The organism is Caulobacter sp. ErkDOM-E, from assembly GCF_048541895.1.
Taxonomy (GTDB): Bacteria; Pseudomonadota; Alphaproteobacteria; order Caulobacterales; family Caulobacteraceae; genus Caulobacter.
In genome coordinates, this window is record NZ_CP183331.1 from 551,722 (window position 1) to 566,947 (window position 15,226).

The following is a 15,226-nucleotide window of genomic DNA, read 5'->3' on the forward strand; positions in this document are numbered from 1 at the left end:
GATTGCGATTCGTGGTTAACGCTCCTTTGTCGCGCCTAGGCGTAAAGAGGACGTCAACCACGTCTTGCTAAGCATACCGCATGCGCCGCGCCCTGACCCTTCTTCCGCTCGTCCTTGCCAGCGTCCTGGCGGCCTCGGCGTCTCCGGCCTTGGCCAGTTCCGCCAAGAAGGAGGAGAAGGCGCCAGTCACCTATTTCGCCTTCAAGCCCCTGACTGCGGTCGCCCTGCGGCGGGATGGGCGACGCGGCGTGCTGACGCTTGAAGCCGGCATCGAGGCCAAGGACCCCAAGCTGATGGAGCGCGCCCAGCAGTCGGAGCCACGCCTGCGCGCCGCCTTCGCCCAGGTGCTGATGACCTACGCCTCGGGCATGCGGCGCGGCGATCCGCCGGACGTCGACTACCTGTCGCGGGAAATGCAGAAGACCGCCGACAAGGTGCTGGGCAAGTCCGGCAGCCGGGTGCTGCTGGGCTCGGCGCTCATGAACTGATCCATCCTGCGCTTCCGCGGCCTGCACCGGGCCGGGCGGCCATGGGATGGGCTTGAGTTTCGGCATCCTGGAGCTAGGATGGCCCGTCACTCCAACGGTGGTTTTATGTCCGAGATTGTAAGCGAGGCCCGGGCCTAGCAGGCTCCGAACCCTCCGGTTCGCCAGTCGATCAGGCCCTGATCCGTCCGCAGCCCCTGCGGATGCGCCCAGTCGTGTCCGCACTCCGAGAATGAGCGGGTCTCTCCGAGATCCGGGGGTTTGCGTTCCCACGCCTCGATCCTCGGACAATCTCCTTGAACATCTCCAAAGCGCAGCAACGCACGCTGCACGCCCTGGCGCAGGGCGCCCGTATCGAACCCGTACGCGACGACCATGGCCGCCTGGTCGACGTCGACTGCATCACCCGCGAGGGCTGGCGGCTGAGCGACTGCTCCCTGGGCGTCTTCAAGGCGCTGAAGAAGCGTCGACTGATCGCCAGCAGCGGCGGCGGCCCCTACCGCATCACGCGGGAGGGCGCCGTCAGCCTGAGGTCGCAGCTGGACAACCGCGTCACCGCGCGCGGCTGGTAGTTACTCGGCGACCTTGAGGAACAGGACACGCGCGGCGCCATAGTCGCGCGTGTCCAAGACCGTGAAGCCCGGCGTGGCGGGCTCGGGCTCGTCGCGGCCGCGCTCGAACATCACGATGGCCCCGGGCTTCAGCCAGCCATGGGCCAGCAACTGGGCCAGGGCCTTCTCGCCCAGGCCCTTGGCGTAGGGCGGATCCAGGAAGGCGATGTCGAAAGGCGCGCCGACGCTGGACGGCGGCAGGCCAAGATCGGTGGCGTCACGGCGATGCACGCGGGTGACGCCGAACAGATTCATGGCGTCGATGTTCTCGCGGATCGCGCCGCGCGCCGGATCGGCGGTCTCGACAAACAGGCAGAAGGCCGCGCCGCGCGACAGGGCTTCCAGTCCCAGGGCGCCCGAGCCGGCGAACAGGTCGACGACGCGCGCGCCGTGCAACTCCGGCGCCCAGGCGGCGTGTTCCAGGATGTTGAACACCGCCTGGCGCGCGCGGTCGGAGGTCGGCCGGGTGGCGTCGCCGGGCGGGGCGACGATGGCCTTGCCGCGATACTGGCCGGAAACGATGCGCATTGAGCTGCAATCCCTGTCTGGATCGGCGTGTGTGCCGCTGTTGCGGGGCCACGGCAAGCCGGACGCTTTACAAGTTTTGATGGGCGCTCTCTTAGTCGCTCCAAGAACAGGGGTGTCAGAAAACGCGATGGCGATAGCGGCGATCTTCGAAGCGATGCGGGAGTCGAGGTTTCTCGCCGACCTGACGCCCTATGATCGCGACGCGCGCCGTCTGGCCGTCGCAGTCCCGGTAGGCGTGCTGGCCGCCGTCGCCGCCGCCGTGCTGGGCGCGGCCTCTGCCTGCCTGCTGGTGATGGTGGTGGTCAGCGGCCTTGACGGCGCGCCGGCTGCCGCCGCGCTGTTTGCCGTGTTCGACCAGCCGGCCCGGGCCGAGACCGAGGGTCTAGCTTCGCTGTTCCTGCTGTCGGTGCTGGCCGGGGTCAATGGCGCCGCCGCCCTGGCCTTCGTCGCCGTGAGCGCTGGGCTGAGCCATCGGCCGATCCGTGGCTATGCCGTCGTGGGCGGTGTCTTTCGCACCCGTCTGCTGGTTGCGGGGCTGGTTCTGGTGGGCGCGATCATGGTGGCGCTGGTAATCGCCGCCGCCAGTCTGGGCGCGGGCGCGGGCGCGCCGACGCCGCCGATCCTGGCGCTGGCCTCGACAAGCCTGGGGCGCGCCACCTATGCCGGCTTCGCCATCATGCTGCTGGTGATCGCCGCCGCCGCCGAGGAGATCGTGTTCCGGGGCTGGCTGCTGAAGCACGCCGGCGCATTCACGCGCAGTCCGGTGATCCTGATGGCGGTCAATGGTCTGCTGTTCGCGCTGATCCACTTTGACCCCAATCCCGGCGCCTTCCTGATCCGGGCGGCCATGGGCGCGGGTCTGACCTGGATGACCCTGCGCACCGGCGGCATCGAGCTGGCGATCGGCGCCCACGCGGCCAACAACATCGTCATCCTGCTGCTGCTACGCCCCCTGTCCCTGACCCCCGAGGCGCTGCATCCGTTCCAGCTGACCTCACTGGTCGGCGCGGTCGGGATCGGGGCCGGCTACGCCCTGCTGGCCGAAGCGGTGGTGCGCTGGCCCATCGTCACCCGCTGGTTTGGCAGCCGCGACACGGCCACGATCTAACGCCGGCGCAAGGGCCGACGACGCCCAAGCCTAGCGTGGCTTTTTGGGACCCTTGTACGGACGCGGCGCGCCCGGCCTGGTCTCAAAGGCAGCGGGGGCCGAGCGGGACGACGTCTCGGCGGCCGGCTTCGCGCCGGGCTTGCTGTAGGGCTTGCCGCCCGCGCTTGCGGGCCTGGCGAACGCCTTCGCGCCTGTCTTGCCCGGTTCGGCTGAACGGGCGTCGAAACCACCGGCGCGCGCCGGCTTCGCCGATGAGGGCTTGCCGGCCGCCGCCTTGTCGAAGGACCTGGCCCCGGCCACGCCGCCCGCCGCCTTGGACCCGAACGACTTGGGGCCCGTCGCGGCCTTGGCCCCACGCGGGGCCAGATGGTCCGGCTTGGGGCCGATCATCTTGCTCTCGATGGACTTGGGCGCGCGCTTGATCGGCTTGACGCCGGCGATCACGACCTTCTTTTTCGGCTTGGCCCAGCCGGCCTTGTAGACCGGCTTTTCCAGCGTCCGCTCACCGGGTTCGAGAACCTTGGGCAGGGGCGCGGACTTGATGGCCCGGCGCTGCAGTTCGCCGCCCTTGGCGGTGCCCGGCGCGTGCAGAGGATCGGCCACGCCCATGAATTGCGGCTTGTCGCCGGTGGGCATGTCTTCCTCGGCCACCAGCCCGGCCAGCAGCTCGCGGATCACCCGGGGGCCGACTTCTTCCACCTGGCCCGGCATCAGGGTGGCCAGGGCGAACGGGCCATAGGAGAGGCGGATCAGGCGATTGACCTTCAGGTCCAGATGCTCGAGCACCCGGCGGATTTCCCGGTTCTTGCCCTCGGTCAGCGAGATGGTGATCCAGATGTTCTTGCCGCCGCCGGCCTTGTCCTGGGCCTTGTCGACCTTGGCTTCGATCGGGCCATAGCGCACGCCCTCGATGGTGACGCCGTCCTTCAGCCGGTCCAGCCGCGCCTGATCGGTATGGCCAAAGGCGCGGACGCGATAGCGGCGCACCCAGCCGTTGTTGGGCGCTTCCAGCTTGCGCGACAGCTCGCCGTCATTGGTCAGCAGCAGCAGGCCTTCGGAGTTCAGGTCAAGGCGCCCCACCGAGATCAGGCGCGGCAGCTCGCGCGGCAGGGCCTGGAACACCGTCGGGCGTTCCTTGGGATCGTTGTGGGTGGTCATCAGACCGGTGGGCTTGTTGTAGCGGAACAGCCGCGTCGGCTCGCGCTCGGCCACCAGCTTGCCGTCGACGGTCAGGAAGTCGCCGGGACCCACCTTTACCGCCGGGGTGGTCAGGACCTTGCCATTGATGGCGACGCGGCCGGCCTCGATCAGCCGCTCGACCTCGCGCCGCGAGGCCACACCCGCGCGGGCCAGGGCCTTGGCGACGCGCTCGCCCGTCGACGGATCGTCGAGGTCGCCATCGTGACCGGGCTCGTACAGAGGGTCGTGGGGCGTGTTGGGGGGCAAGTCGCTCATGGTCGGTCCTTCGAAGGGCAGGGCGCATCTCTCGATGGGCTGGACGGCAAATGCGCACCGAACGCGGTCAGGATCAAGGTTGCGGCGTTTGCGCCGTTCTGAAAATGACATACTGAAAGTCGGTGATCTTCGAGGCGACCCTGAAGTCTGCGCTGCGGCTTCGCTGTCTTCAGGCCCGCCGCGTCACCTTGCTGGCCTTGGAGGGCTAGACCATTTCCGATCCTCTGCGCCTGACCGATGAAGCCGCCATGGCCATCGCCCTGGACGAAGCCCGCGCCGCCGCCGCGCGCGGCGAGACGCCGGTCGGGGCGGTGATCCTTGATCCCAAGAGCGGCGAGATCCTGGGCGTCGCCGGCAACGGTCCGATCGCTGCCCATGACCCGACGGCGCATGCCGAGATCGCCGTGATGCGGCAGGTGGCTGCCAAGCTGGAAAACTATCGGCTGACCGATCTGACGCTTGTCGTGACTCTGGAGCCCTGCGCCATGTGCGCTGGCGCGATCAGCCATGCGCGGATCGGACGGGTGGTGTTCGGAGCCGAAGATCCCAAGGGCGGCGCCGTGGTTCACGGCCCGCGCTTCTTCGCCCAGCCGACCTGCCACTGGCGGCCGGAGGTGACGGGCGGGGTGATGGCCCAGGAAAGCGCCGACCTGCTGCGGGGCTTCTTCCGCGAACGGCGGGGGCGGCCAAAGCCAGCGACCTGATCACGCCTCTACACGCCCTGGCACAAGGCGCGGGCCGGGCGGTCCTGTTCCATTCCGGCGCCAGGACGCCTGGCCGGAAGGTCCCTAGTAGACGATGCCGAGGCTGCTGATGCCGATGGCGGCCACTACGAAGGCGGCGATGGCGATCAGTTCGTAGCGTTTGAAGAATGGCTTGGTTGGCGTGCGCATGTTCAGGTCCCCCGTCCCAAATTGGTTCGTCGGGAAGGACCGCCCGCAAGGCTCAGGCCAAGGTTAGGGTCAAAGGTCAGGGTCGTTTTCCGGGCCAGACCAGGAAGCCGTCGGCGTCGCGGCCGGCGACGCGGTACTCGGTAAACCGCGAGGGGCCGGGGCCGTAGCGGTCTTCCCGCCGGTCGTGGGCGCGCGGATCGTGGCCGCCGCCGTAGCGATCGGCGTGATGGGCCGGCAGGGTCTCGACCTCAAGCGGTCGGTGGCCATAACCCCACGGGTCAAGGCCGGACCAGCCGCGTTGCCCGTCGCATTCCACGCGGTCCCAGCGATAGGCGCCGCCGGGGCCGGTGATCCGCCGGGTCACGCAATCGCCGGGCCCGGTGTTGGGCGGCAGCAGCTCCGGATCCAGCGGTAGTCCGGGTCGCGACATCGGCGGTCCGCCCCTCAGGCCCTGATCGGAACCTGCGGCCATGGCGGCGCCGGCGAGCAGGGCGCCGGCTGCGGCGAGACAGAAGGACAGGCGGGAAAAGATCATGGAACGCTCCTGGACTGGCAGCAAAGCATTAACAAAGGTTAACGGCCTGCGGGTTCACCCGGCGCGCGAACGGAGCGTCACCGCAGGCGCTTGCCTCGCGTCGAGCCGCGCCCTACCGTCGATCAAACAACTGTTTGAGGACTGCATGGCGATCGAGGCGGTGATCTGGGATTTCGGCGGTGTCTTCACCACCTCGCCGTTCGAGGCTTTCCGCCGCTACGAGGCGCAGCGGGGCCTGCCGACCGACTTCATCCGCACGGTCAATTCCACCGATCCTGACACCAATGCCTGGGCGCGGTTCGAGCGGTCCGAGATCGACGCGGCGGGCTTTGACGCCTTGTTCCTGGAAGAGGCCACGCGCCTGGGCCACGCGGTGCGCGGCGCCGATGTCCTGCCGCTGCTGTACGGCGATCTGCGACCCCGGGTGCTGGCGGCGATGCTGGCCTGCAAGGCGCGGTTCAAGGTCGGCTGCATCACCAACAATGTCACCACCGGCCATGGCGCGGGCATGGCCTCGAGCGCCGAAAAGGCCGCCGCCGTCGGTGAGATCATGGGCCATTTCGCGGTGGTGATCGAAAGCTCCAAGGCCGGGGTCCGCAAGCCTGATCCGCGCATCTATCTGATGATGTGCGAGGCCCTGAACGTCGCGCCGGAGAACTGCGTCTATCTCGACGACCTGGGGGTCAACTGCAAACCGGCCGCCGCCCTGGGCATGACCGCGATCAAGGTCTCCAGCGAGGACCAGCTGCTCGCCGACCTTGCGAAGGCGACCGGATTGGCGTTCTGAAGGGGGATCATCCCTTCGCGTCAGGACCTGCCATGTCACGCCCCCGGATCGGCGCCGCCGCCGCTGTTGCGCAGCTTTCGGGCTGGAGCGCCGCGCCGGCCTCTGCCCCTCATGGGGACGCCATCACCAAGACGTTCAAGTTCGCCGATTTCAATGCCGCCTTCGGCTTCATGACCCGCGTGGCCCTGATGGCCGACAAGCTCGACCACCATCCCGAATGGTTCAATGTCTACAACCGGGTCGAGGTGCTGCTGACCACCCATGACGCCGACGGCGTGACGGAGCTAGATGTGACGTTGGCCAGGTTCATGGACGCGGCGGCGGGGTAGGGAAGCTCCGTTCACGCGCCGTCGTCAGGCCCTGGGCCGGGCCGCCGGGTCGCGGACGCTCTGATGGTCTGATGGTCTGGTGGGGGTGGTTAGCGGACTCTCGATAGTCCATTATTGCGGTCGCTGTTTATCCGAGGGCGCGGATCAAATGCTTCTACGCATCGACAGCGACCGCGTCATTTTTAGCGTTCGAATGTATCGTGACCGACCAGGAGTGCGTGTTCTTGACCGGCACGGTCGCGAGACACATTTCGATCTTGGCGGGCGGTTCGCAAACTTCAGGCTGGCGCCCGATGGGACGCTTCTGCTTCGCCATGATACGGGCGTGGCCATTGTCGATCCCGCCTCACATTTCGCGATGCGTGAACTGATCGAGACCGAACTGGCCCATCACGACGCAAGCTGGTCCGTCAGCTTCTTCGATGCGCTAGTCGATACACAAAAAGGCTATTTCGCCCGCTTCAAACTCGATGACGTGGCTCTGTCTCATGATCCAGAGACCGGTCCGACCAATGCCGTTCTCATGCCAGATCGCCAGCGAGTGGTCGTTACAATTCACAAGACCGCACATGTTGCGATCTTTGATCCCGTAGCGAGAACGACGGAACTACTTCCCCTACTGGTGGGTCAAGGTGGGGCCTCGGAGGCCGTCGTGGTCGGGAGCGACTTTTGGTTTATCTGCTACGACAGGTTCTGTTGCCTCGACCTGAAGACGGGGGCCTTTCGCGCTTCGGAGGTTCTGCAACCTCAGTTCTATGACGCAGAACACAGGTTGAATACGTCAGGCTTTGTCGGCGTGCCGCGCTTCTCAAAATCATTGTCTAACTGGTTGCTGCCTCGGCCCTTCAGCGGCGACATCCTCATTGTATCCGGCGAAAGCCTCACGCCGGTCTCACGCATCGCCACGGGCGGGCGACCCTACGACGCGGTGGAGTTTGAAGGCGGCTCACTCTTGATCTTGGACTACCCCTTTGACGTCGTGCGCGCCGCGCATGTCAGTGATGCGGTTTCGATTTAGGTAAGTCCGCTCAGGCTCGAAATCAGCCCTTCGCTCCGTGCTGGAAACCCGACCTTCAGGTCGCCTACACCGCCCCAACCGTTTCCCCCTTCCGCCCCGACCCCTTCCAGTTCAAACTAATGTTTGAATAATTGGGAGGACGCCAAATGGCGCAGAACACGGGCCGGGTCGCCGGCAAGAAGGCCTTCATCACCGGCGGGGCCCAGGGTCTGGGCGCGGCGGCCGGGCGCATGCTGGCTAGCCAGGGCGCCAAGGTCAGCCTGGCCGACATCAATCTGGCCGGGGCTCAGGCCGTGGCCGACGAGATCAACGCCGCGCACGGCGCCGGCACGGCCTTCGCCTTCGAGCTGGACGTCACCCAGGAAGACGAGTGGATCGCGGTGCTCGAGAAGGCCACCCAGGCCATGGGCGGCCTGTCGGTGCTGGTCAACAATGCCGGCATCGGCGGCGACGGCCCGATCGAGAGCCTCGATTTTGCCCTCTGGAAGAAGGTGATGTCGGTCAATGTCGACTCGGTCTTCCTGGGCGCCAAGCACGCCCTGACCCACATGCGGGCCCATCAGCCGGGCTCGATCATCAATCTGAGCTCGATCGCCGGCCTGATCGCCAATGGCAATTCGCCGGCCTACAACGCCTCCAAGGCGGCGGTCTGGCTGCTGTCCAAGAACATCGCGCTGTACTGCGCCAAGATGAAGCTGGATATCCGCTCCAACTCGATCCACCCGACCTTCATCGACACCCCGATCCTCGACGGTTTTACCGCCCGGTTCGGCAAGGAAGAGGCCCACGCCAAGCTGGCGCGGCAGGTTCCGCTGGGCCGGATCGGCGAGCCCAACGACATCGCCAACGCCGTGCTCTACCTCGCCAGCGACGAGAGCAAGTTCATGACCGGCGCCGAGATCAAGGTCGACGGCGGCATTTCGGCGATGTGACCTGGAGATCCTCTCCCTGATGGGAGAGGTGTCGCCACGGGCGACGGAGAGGGAAGTATCAGCGGGGGTTCCGCATCACTTCCCCCTCCGGTCGCTACGCGACCACCTCCCCCGTCGGGGGGAGGATTGTCTTGCCCTTACCGCGGCGCTCGCTTGGCCAGGATCCGCTGCAGGGTCCGGCGGTGCATGTTCAGGCGGCGCGCGGTCTCAGACACGTTGTGGCCGCACATTTCATAGACCCGCTGGATATGCTCCCACCGCACGCGGTCGGCGCTCATCGGGTTGTCCGGCGGCACCGGCGCGGCGTCCTTGGCGGCCAGCAGGGCGCGGGCCACCTCATCGGCGTCGGCCGGCTTGGAGAGATAGTCGACCACCCCGGCCTTCACGGCCGCCACGGCGGTGGCGATATTGCCATAGCCGGTGAGCATGATGATCTTGGCGTCAGGCCGGGCGTCGCGCACCGCCTCGACGACCTTCAGCCCCGTGCCGTCCTCCAGCCGCATGTCGAGCACGGCGTGGGCGGGGGCGTGAACGCGCAGCAGGGCCAGGGCTTCGGCCACCGAGGCGGCCAGGGTCACCACGAACCCCCGCTGCTCCAGCGCGCGTCCCAAGCGCGTGCGCAGTGGCGCATCGTCGTCGAGAAGCAGAAGCGTCTTGTCGGGCAGGGCCGCAACCAGCTCACTAATATCCGCCATGACTTCAGCGCCTCCCCGCGCCCGTACTCAACCGAGTACACTGATAAAGCATCATGTTGTCCTTCCCGGCCAGGCATCAAGCCCCTGTGTAACCAGAGGCCTCAAGCGCCGACCGGGGCCAGCGCGCCGAGACTACCGCCCCGCCGCGCCGGCCATTGCGAAAATCCACCGTGGCCCCTGTCCGTTCCAGCAGGGTCTTGGCGATGAAGAAGCCCAGACCCATGCCGATATGGCCCGTGCGCGAGCCCTCGGCCCCCGGACGGGTGGTGACATAGGGCTCGCCCAGCTTGGCCAGCACCTCGGCCGAAAAGCCGGGACCGTCGTCGCGCACCTCGATGACGATTGAGCGCGGGTCGAAGCGGGCGATGACCAGTACCTCGGCGCGGGCGAAGTCGACGGCGTTCTCGACGATGGAGGTCATCGCGTGGATCACCTCGGGCCGCCGCCAGATGTCGGGCGCGGATTCCCCGGACGGGCCGTTGACCACGGCCTCGACGCGCACGCCGTGCACCAGGTGCGGCTCGATGACGTCCTGGACCAGCTGGACCAGGCTCATGCGCTCGTGCACGGCGTCCTTGGCCTCGGGCATCTCGGTCAGGCGCTGCAGGATCTCGCGACAGCGCGCCGCCTGGCCGATCATCAGCTCGGCGTCCTCGCGGGTCTGGTCGTCGGGGGCGTTGCGGGCCATTTCGCGGGCGACCACCGAGATGGTCGCCAGGGGGGTGCCCAGTTCGTGGGCGGCGGCGGCGGCCAGGGCGCCCAGGGCCGACAACCTCTGCTCGCGAGCCAGCACCGTCTCGGTGACGTTGAGGGCCAGCTCCATCCGCGCGGATTCGCTGGCCGCCTGCCAGGCATAGGCGCCGGTGATGACGATGCCCATGATCCGGGCCAGGATCATGATGGCCTGCTGCGCCAGCGGCGGCTCCACCATCGGCGGCGCGCCCGCCACCATGGGCACCGGCAGGTGGAAAAAGGCCAGCAGCACCGTGCTGGCGATGGCCAGCAGCGCCAGACACAGGGCGTAGCGGGCGGGCAGGGTGGCCGCCGCCAGAGTGACGGGCGCGATCAGCAGCAGGCAGAAGGCGTTGTGCGCCCCGCCGGTCAGGTACAGCAGGCCTGACAGCTGCAGGATGTCAAAGGCGATCTGGGCCGTGGCCTCGCCCTCGCGGGCCAGCCTTTGACCGCTCGAGGCCAAGCTCAGCAGCACATTGAGCCAGGCCGACAGGGCGATCAGCGAAAAGCACAGGGCCCAGGGAATCTCCAGCTTGAGCACCATGCCGACGAACAGCAGGGCCGCGGTCTGGCCCGCCACGGCCAGCCAGCGCTGGGCCAGCAAGGAACGAACCCGCAGACGTCCGCGACGCAGTCCGGGCGCCGCCCAGGACCAGCCATCATCTTGCGCCGGGTCTTCACCCGGCTTATCGAACCCCCTCGGACGCTGGTCGTCGGGCGCTCTTGCGAACGAAACGTCAGCCATGTCGCAGGATAAGGCCAGATTTTCGCGTCTGGCGAGAGCCAAAGGAAAAATGCCCATGCCTCGTCACCGCATCATCCTGATTCTGGCCTGTGTCATCGCCGCGATTTTCGCCACGGGCCTGGCCTTCCGGGGGGGCGTGTTCAAGTCGGCAAGCGGCCCTGCTGCGGTGGGCGGACCCTTCCAACTGGTCGACCAGAACGGCGCTCCGACCACTGAAAAGGCCCTGAAGGGCAAGTGGAGCGCGGTGTTTTTCGGCTTCACCTATTGCCCCGACGTTTGCCCCGGCACCCTGCAGGGCCTGGCGGCGGCCACCGACATCCTGGGTCCGAAGAAGGCCGAAGACCTGCGGATCGTCTTCGTCTCGGTCGATCCGGGCCGCGACGACGTGAAGCAGATGAAGGCCTATCTCACGGCCGACTACGTGCCCAAGTCGACGCTTGGCCTGACGGGAACGCCTGAGCAGGTCGCGGCGGCGGCCAAGGCTTACCGCGTCTATTACGCCAAGGTCGGCGACGGTCCCGGCTATACGATCGACCACTCGACGGCGATCTATCTGATGGACCCCAAGGGCCGCTTCCGCACCGTGATCCCCTACAACCTGCCGCCGGAAGACATCGCCCGCCGCATCAACGACGCCATGCGCGAGGGCTGATCCCGGGCGGGCGCGCATCTTCGTTGGACTTTCTTAGGTTTCGCCATGCTATGCTGCGGCGCAACATATTGGATGCGCCATGCTCTACGCCCTTCATGAAGCGGCCTATTACGCCTCCTCCCCCTTGCGCGAAGCGGCCCGTGTCGCGCGCGACTTCTGGGGCTCGCCGCTAAACCCCGCCGCCAACACCGACCTTGGCCGCCGCATGCACGCCGGCGCCGACCTGTTCTCGAACGTCACGCGGCGATACGGAAAGCCGGCCTGGAACATCGACACCATCAAGGTCGGCCAGGTCGATGTGCGGGTGCGCCCCACCGTGGTCTGGGAAAGCCCCTGGGCCCGCGTCATCCAGTTCGACCGCGACATGGCCGACATGCGCCGGGCCGGGAAGTTCAGCCTCGATCCCGCCGTCCTGATCGTCGCGCCCCTCTCGGGACACTACGCGACGCTGCTCCGGGGTACGGTCGAGGCCTTCCTGCCCGACCACGCGGTGTTCATCGTCGACTGGGTCAATGCCCGCGAAGTCTCGATGCTGGAAGGCCGCTTCGACTTCCACGACTATATCGATCACATCATCCAGATGCTGGCCGTGCTGGGGCCGCGCCCCAATGTCGTGGCCGTCTGCCAGCCCGGCCCGCCGGTCCTGGCCGCCGCCGCCCTGATGGCCGCCGACAATCACCCTTCGCGTCCGGCCAGCATGACCTTCATGGGCTCGCCGATCGATGCGCGCCTGTCGCCGACCGTGACCAACAACCTGGCCGAGGAAAAGCCCTTCGCCTGGTTCCAGTCCAACATGATCTACACCGTGCCGCCGCCCTATGTGGGCGCGGGCCGGCGGGTCTATCCGGGCTTCGTTCAGCTGGCCAGCTTCATGAGCATGAACAAGGCCAAGCACCAGGAAGCCCACAAGCGCTACTTCCAGGACCTGGTGAAGGGCGACGGCGACAGCGCCGACAAGCACCTGGAATTCTACAACGAGTACCTGTCGGTCCTGGACCTGACCGAAGAGTTCTACCTGCAGACCATCGACATCGTCTTCCAGCAGCACCTGCTGCCCAAGGGCGAGCTGATGCATCGCGGCAAGCTGGTGCGGCCCGACCTGATCACCGACATCGGCCTGATGACGGTGGAAGGCGAGAACGACGACATCTCCGGCATCGGCCAGACCCAGGCCGCCCACGGCCTGACGCCCAACCTGCCCGACGACATGAAGACCGACTACGTCCAGCCCGGCGTTGGTCACTATGGCGTCTTCAACGGTCGCCGGTTCCGCGAGGAGATCTATCCGCGCGTGCGGGCGTTCATCCGCAAGAGCGATCCCAACTTCCCCGACGAGGTCTGAGGCTTTTCGACAGCGCTCAATTTTAAGCTCCGTCATTCCCGCCCTTGTGGCGGGAACCCCTGTTTCAGCTGACACGTGAGGCGCAAGCGAAGTGCGCGCGCTTCGCCCCTCCCGCACCTGCGGCGGCACGAGGGGTTCCCGCCACGAGGGCGGGAAAGACGGATGAATGGGGCAAGGGCGAGCATCACGCACCGACCTTGCATCCCGCCCACGCAACCGCGATGTAGGGGCATGGGTCTGTTTACCGCTGCTCAGCGCTTTTCCGACGGCGACCGGCTGGACGTGGCCGGCTGTCCCGTGCGGCTGAAGGTCGACGGACGGGCCCGGCGCATCTCGCTACGGGTCGATCGCGCCAAGTCCGAAGTGGTCGCCCTTGCCCCCAATCCGCGCCGGCTCTCCGAAGCCGTCGCCTTCGCCCATGAAAAGTCCGCCTGGATCGCCGGCCAACTGGCCGCCCTGCCAGGGCGGATCAGCGTCGCGCCGGGCGGAATCCTGCGGCTTTACGACAGGGCCTACAGGCTCGAGGTCGGCCCCGGTCGGGCGCGCATCGACGGCGATCGCCTGGTCGCGCCCGACGACGCCAACTGGGGCCTCAAGGTGCTGCGGCTGGCCAAGCGCGAGGCCCTGACCGTGCTGACCGACCGCACCGCCATCCACGCCCAGGCCCTGGGCCGGCCGATGCCCTCGGTGGCGGTGGCCGACCCCAAGGCGCGCTGGGGCTCGTGCCGGGCGGCGCGGCCTGGAACGCCGGCCGCCATCCGCTACAGCTGGCGCCTGATCCTGGCTCCGGCGGCGGTGGCCGACTATGTCGCCGCCCATGAATGCGCGCACCTGGTCGAGGCCAATCACGGGCCCAGGTTCTGGGCGCTGTGCGAGCGGCTCGTGGGCGATCCCGCCCCGCACAGGGCCTGGCTGCGGGCGCATGCGGCCGAGCTGCACGCGATCTCGGCCTGAGGTCATCCCGGGCGACCACGCCGCTCCGGGATGACGGGAGCCGGGCGTCTATTGGTCCAGCATCACCTCGGCGATCTGCACGGCGTTCAGGGCCGCGCCCTTGCGCAGGTTGTCGCCGGTGACGAACAGCGCCAGGCCGTGGGCCACGGTCGGGTCGGGGCGTATGCGGCCCACGAACACCGGATCCTGGCCCGTCGCGGCCAGCGGGTTGGGCACATCGTCCAGCACCACGCCCGGCGCGGCGGCCAGCAGGGCCGTGGCCTGCTCGACCGAGATGGGCCGTTCGAACTCGGCATTGATCGACAGCGAATGGCCGGTGAACACCGGCACGCGCACGCAGGTGCTGGACACCGGCAGGCCCGGGATTTCGAGGATCTTGCGGGTCTCGTCGCGCAGCTTCAGCTCTTCCTCGGTATAGCCGTCCTCGGCCAGCACGTAGTTCAGCGGCACCACGTTATAGGCCAGGGGCACGGCCCACTTCTCGGGCGGCGGCAGGGCGACGGCGTCGCCGCTCAGGGCCAGTCCCGCCACATCGCCCTTGGCGCCGGCGGCCAACTGCCTGGCCAGCACCTCGATGCCGGCCACCCCGCCGCCCGAGGCGGCCTGATAGGTGCTGACCGTCAGGCGCTTGAGGCCGGCGGCCTCGTGCAGCGGCTTCAGGGCCGGCATGGCGGCCATGGTGGTGCAGTTGGGATTGGCGACGATGCCCTTTGGGATGGCGTTGAGAGCGTGCGGATTGACCTCGCTGACCACCAGCGGCACGTCCGGATCGCCGCGCCAGGCCGAGGAGTTGTCGATCACGATCGCCCCGGCCGCAGCGGCCTTGGGGGCCAGGTCGCGCGAGGTGTCGCCGCCGGCCGAGAAGAACACGAGGTCCAGACCGGTGAAGTCGGCGGTTTCGGCGTTCTCGACGGTGATCTCGCGGCCCTGGAACGCGATCTTCGTGCCCGCCGAGCGGGGCGAGGCGAACAGGCGCAGTGAGGCCAGCGGGAAGCTCCGCTCCGCCAGCAGCTCGCGCATCATGCCGCCGACCAGGCCGGTGGCGCCGACGACGCCGACATGCGGGGGATTGGATCTGGAAAACTTGAAGCTCACGGGGGTACGTCTCCTGGAAAGTGCGGAGGCGCGGGGAGCTGTCGGGATCTCTGGAAGATGAGAGCCGCCCCGCGCATCGGCGGGGCTGAATTCGGGATGCGGACTAGATCGCGCACAGACCCGAAGACGCCCCACCGAAGCGGGTCGTTTTTGGGGTCATAATAGTGGTCGCGGCGATGTGCATCGGCGGGGTTTCTAGCGGTGAAGCTTGGGTTCGTAAAGTGGGGGTTTGGGGGAGGGCGCCCCTTCTTCCGCTCTCCCCGGCGAAGGCCGGGGTCCAGATCGAACCCGCTGACTCCAAAGGGCTAGCGAGGCTGAAGGCGCGAACAC

18 protein-coding genes and 1 pseudogene are annotated in these 15,226 nt (G+C 67.6%); 11 read left to right on the plus strand and 8 right to left on the minus strand.

What is annotated here, in order from left to right; genetic code table 11:
• Positions 1-80: 80 nt before the first annotated feature.
• Both ACN2C7_RS02720 and ACN2C7_RS02725 read left to right on the plus strand, forming a co-directional pair.
• Positions 81-488 carry a hypothetical protein gene (locus tag ACN2C7_RS02720; protein WP_419319691.1) on the plus strand — a complete coding sequence of 136 codons (408 nt, stop codon included), beginning with the start codon at positions 81-83 and terminating at the stop codon, positions 486-488.
• Positions 489-781: 293 nt separating this feature from the next.
• Positions 782-1,057 (plus strand): YjhX family toxin, encoded by a 276-nt coding sequence (locus ACN2C7_RS02725; protein ID WP_419319692.1) that lies wholly within the window; start codon positions 782-784, stop codon positions 1,055-1,057.
• On the opposite strand, the gene rsmD is transcribed toward ACN2C7_RS02725, so the two are convergent.
• On the minus strand, positions 1,058-1,624 hold the full coding sequence (gene rsmD, locus ACN2C7_RS02730) for a 16S rRNA (guanine(966)-N(2))-methyltransferase RsmD (protein ID WP_419253077.1): 567 nt from the start codon (positions 1,622-1,624) through the stop codon (positions 1,058-1,060).
• Positions 1,625-1,751: 127 nt separating this feature from the next.
• Here rsmD and ACN2C7_RS02735 point away from each other — a divergent pair, with 127 nt between their 5' ends.
• Positions 1,752-2,732 (plus strand): CPBP family intramembrane glutamic endopeptidase, encoded by a 981-nt coding sequence (locus ACN2C7_RS02735; protein ID WP_419319693.1) that lies wholly within the window; start codon positions 1,752-1,754, stop codon positions 2,730-2,732.
• A gap of 30 nt (positions 2,733-2,762) precedes the next feature.
• On the opposite strand, the gene ACN2C7_RS02740 is transcribed toward ACN2C7_RS02735, so the two are convergent.
• Positions 2,763-4,187: a pseudouridine synthase gene (locus ACN2C7_RS02740; protein WP_419319695.1), complete on the minus strand. Its 1,425-nt coding sequence runs from the start codon at positions 4,185-4,187 to the stop codon at positions 2,763-2,765.
• 248 nt (positions 4,188-4,435) lie between these two features.
• Here ACN2C7_RS02740 and ACN2C7_RS02745 point away from each other — a divergent pair, with 248 nt between their 5' ends.
• Positions 4,436-4,891 carry a nucleoside deaminase gene (locus tag ACN2C7_RS02745; protein ID WP_419319697.1) on the plus strand — a complete coding sequence of 152 codons (456 nt, stop codon included), beginning with the start codon at positions 4,436-4,438 and terminating at the stop codon, positions 4,889-4,891.
• A gap of 84 nt (positions 4,892-4,975) precedes the next feature.
• Here the strand turns inward: ACN2C7_RS02745 and ACN2C7_RS02750 are convergent, their stop codons facing one another.
• Together ACN2C7_RS02750 and ACN2C7_RS02755 are read right to left on the minus strand one after the other, a co-directional pair.
• Complete coding sequence (locus ACN2C7_RS02750) at positions 4,976-5,080, minus strand: hypothetical protein (protein WP_419319699.1); 105 nt, start codon at positions 5,078-5,080, stop codon at positions 4,976-4,978.
• A 76-nt stretch (positions 5,081-5,156) separates the two neighbouring features.
• The gene (locus tag ACN2C7_RS02755; protein ID WP_419319700.1) at positions 5,157-5,615 is read right to left on the minus strand and encodes a hypothetical protein; all 459 of its coding nucleotides are present in this window, start codon (positions 5,613-5,615) and stop codon (positions 5,157-5,159) included.
• Positions 5,616-5,760: 145 nt separating this feature from the next.
• On the opposite strand from ACN2C7_RS02755, the gene ACN2C7_RS02760 reads away from it, so the two are divergent.
• The 4 genes from ACN2C7_RS02760 (at position 5,761) to ACN2C7_RS02775 (ending at position 8,681) form a co-directional block, all read left to right on the plus strand.
• Positions 5,761-6,402: an HAD-IA family hydrolase gene (locus ACN2C7_RS02760; protein WP_419319701.1), complete on the plus strand. Its 642-nt coding sequence runs from the start codon at positions 5,761-5,763 to the stop codon at positions 6,400-6,402.
• Between the two features lie 32 nt (positions 6,403-6,434).
• Positions 6,435-6,731 carry a 4a-hydroxytetrahydrobiopterin dehydratase gene (locus ACN2C7_RS02765; protein ID WP_419319702.1) on the plus strand — a complete coding sequence of 99 codons (297 nt, stop codon included), beginning with the start codon at positions 6,435-6,437 and terminating at the stop codon, positions 6,729-6,731.
• Between the two features lie 148 nt (positions 6,732-6,879).
• On the plus strand, positions 6,880-7,749 hold the full coding sequence (locus ACN2C7_RS02770; RefSeq protein WP_419319703.1) for a hypothetical protein: 870 nt from the start codon (positions 6,880-6,882) through the stop codon (positions 7,747-7,749).
• Between the two features lie 146 nt (positions 7,750-7,895).
• Positions 7,896-8,681, plus strand: a complete 786-nt coding sequence (locus ACN2C7_RS02775) for an SDR family oxidoreductase (RefSeq protein ID WP_419319704.1) — start codon at positions 7,896-7,898, stop codon at positions 8,679-8,681.
• Positions 8,682-8,818: 137 nt separating this feature from the next.
• Here the strand turns inward: ACN2C7_RS02775 and ACN2C7_RS02780 are convergent, their stop codons facing one another.
• Positions 8,819-9,376, minus strand: a complete 558-nt coding sequence (locus tag ACN2C7_RS02780) for an ActR/PrrA/RegA family redox response regulator transcription factor (protein WP_419319705.1) — start codon at positions 9,374-9,376, stop codon at positions 8,819-8,821.
• A 76-nt stretch (positions 9,377-9,452) separates the two neighbouring features.
• Positions 9,453-10,853 (minus strand): ActS/PrrB/RegB family redox-sensitive histidine kinase, encoded by a 1,401-nt coding sequence (locus tag ACN2C7_RS02785; RefSeq protein ID WP_419319706.1) that lies wholly within the window; start codon positions 10,851-10,853, stop codon positions 9,453-9,455.
• Between the two features lie 55 nt (positions 10,854-10,908).
• Here ACN2C7_RS02785 and ACN2C7_RS02790 point away from each other — a divergent pair, with 55 nt between their 5' ends.
• Both ACN2C7_RS02790 and ACN2C7_RS02795 read left to right on the plus strand, forming a co-directional pair.
• Positions 10,909-11,505: an SCO family protein gene (locus ACN2C7_RS02790; RefSeq protein WP_419319707.1), complete on the plus strand. Its 597-nt coding sequence runs from the start codon at positions 10,909-10,911 to the stop codon at positions 11,503-11,505.
• Positions 11,506-11,584: 79 nt separating this feature from the next.
• Positions 11,585-12,847, plus strand: a complete 1,263-nt coding sequence (locus tag ACN2C7_RS02795; protein ID WP_419319708.1) for a polyhydroxyalkanoate depolymerase — start codon at positions 11,585-11,587, stop codon at positions 12,845-12,847.
• Positions 12,848-12,877: 30 nt separating this feature from the next.
• Here the strand turns inward: ACN2C7_RS02795 and ACN2C7_RS02800 are convergent.
• Positions 12,878-13,039: pseudogene (locus ACN2C7_RS02800) on the minus strand (hypothetical protein); the annotation flags it as partial.
• 39 nt (positions 13,040-13,078) lie between these two features.
• Between ACN2C7_RS02800 and ACN2C7_RS02805 the strand changes: the two are divergent.
• The gene (locus ACN2C7_RS02805; protein ID WP_419319709.1) at positions 13,079-13,801 is read left to right on the plus strand and encodes a M48 family metallopeptidase; all 723 of its coding nucleotides are present in this window, start codon (positions 13,079-13,081) and stop codon (positions 13,799-13,801) included.
• A 48-nt stretch (positions 13,802-13,849) separates the two neighbouring features.
• Here ACN2C7_RS02805 and ACN2C7_RS02810 read toward each other — a convergent pair whose 3' ends face one another.
• The gene (locus ACN2C7_RS02810; RefSeq protein ID WP_419319710.1) at positions 13,850-14,896 is read right to left on the minus strand and encodes an aspartate-semialdehyde dehydrogenase; all 1,047 of its coding nucleotides are present in this window, start codon (positions 14,894-14,896) and stop codon (positions 13,850-13,852) included.
• Positions 14,897-15,226: the final 330 nt, after the last annotated feature.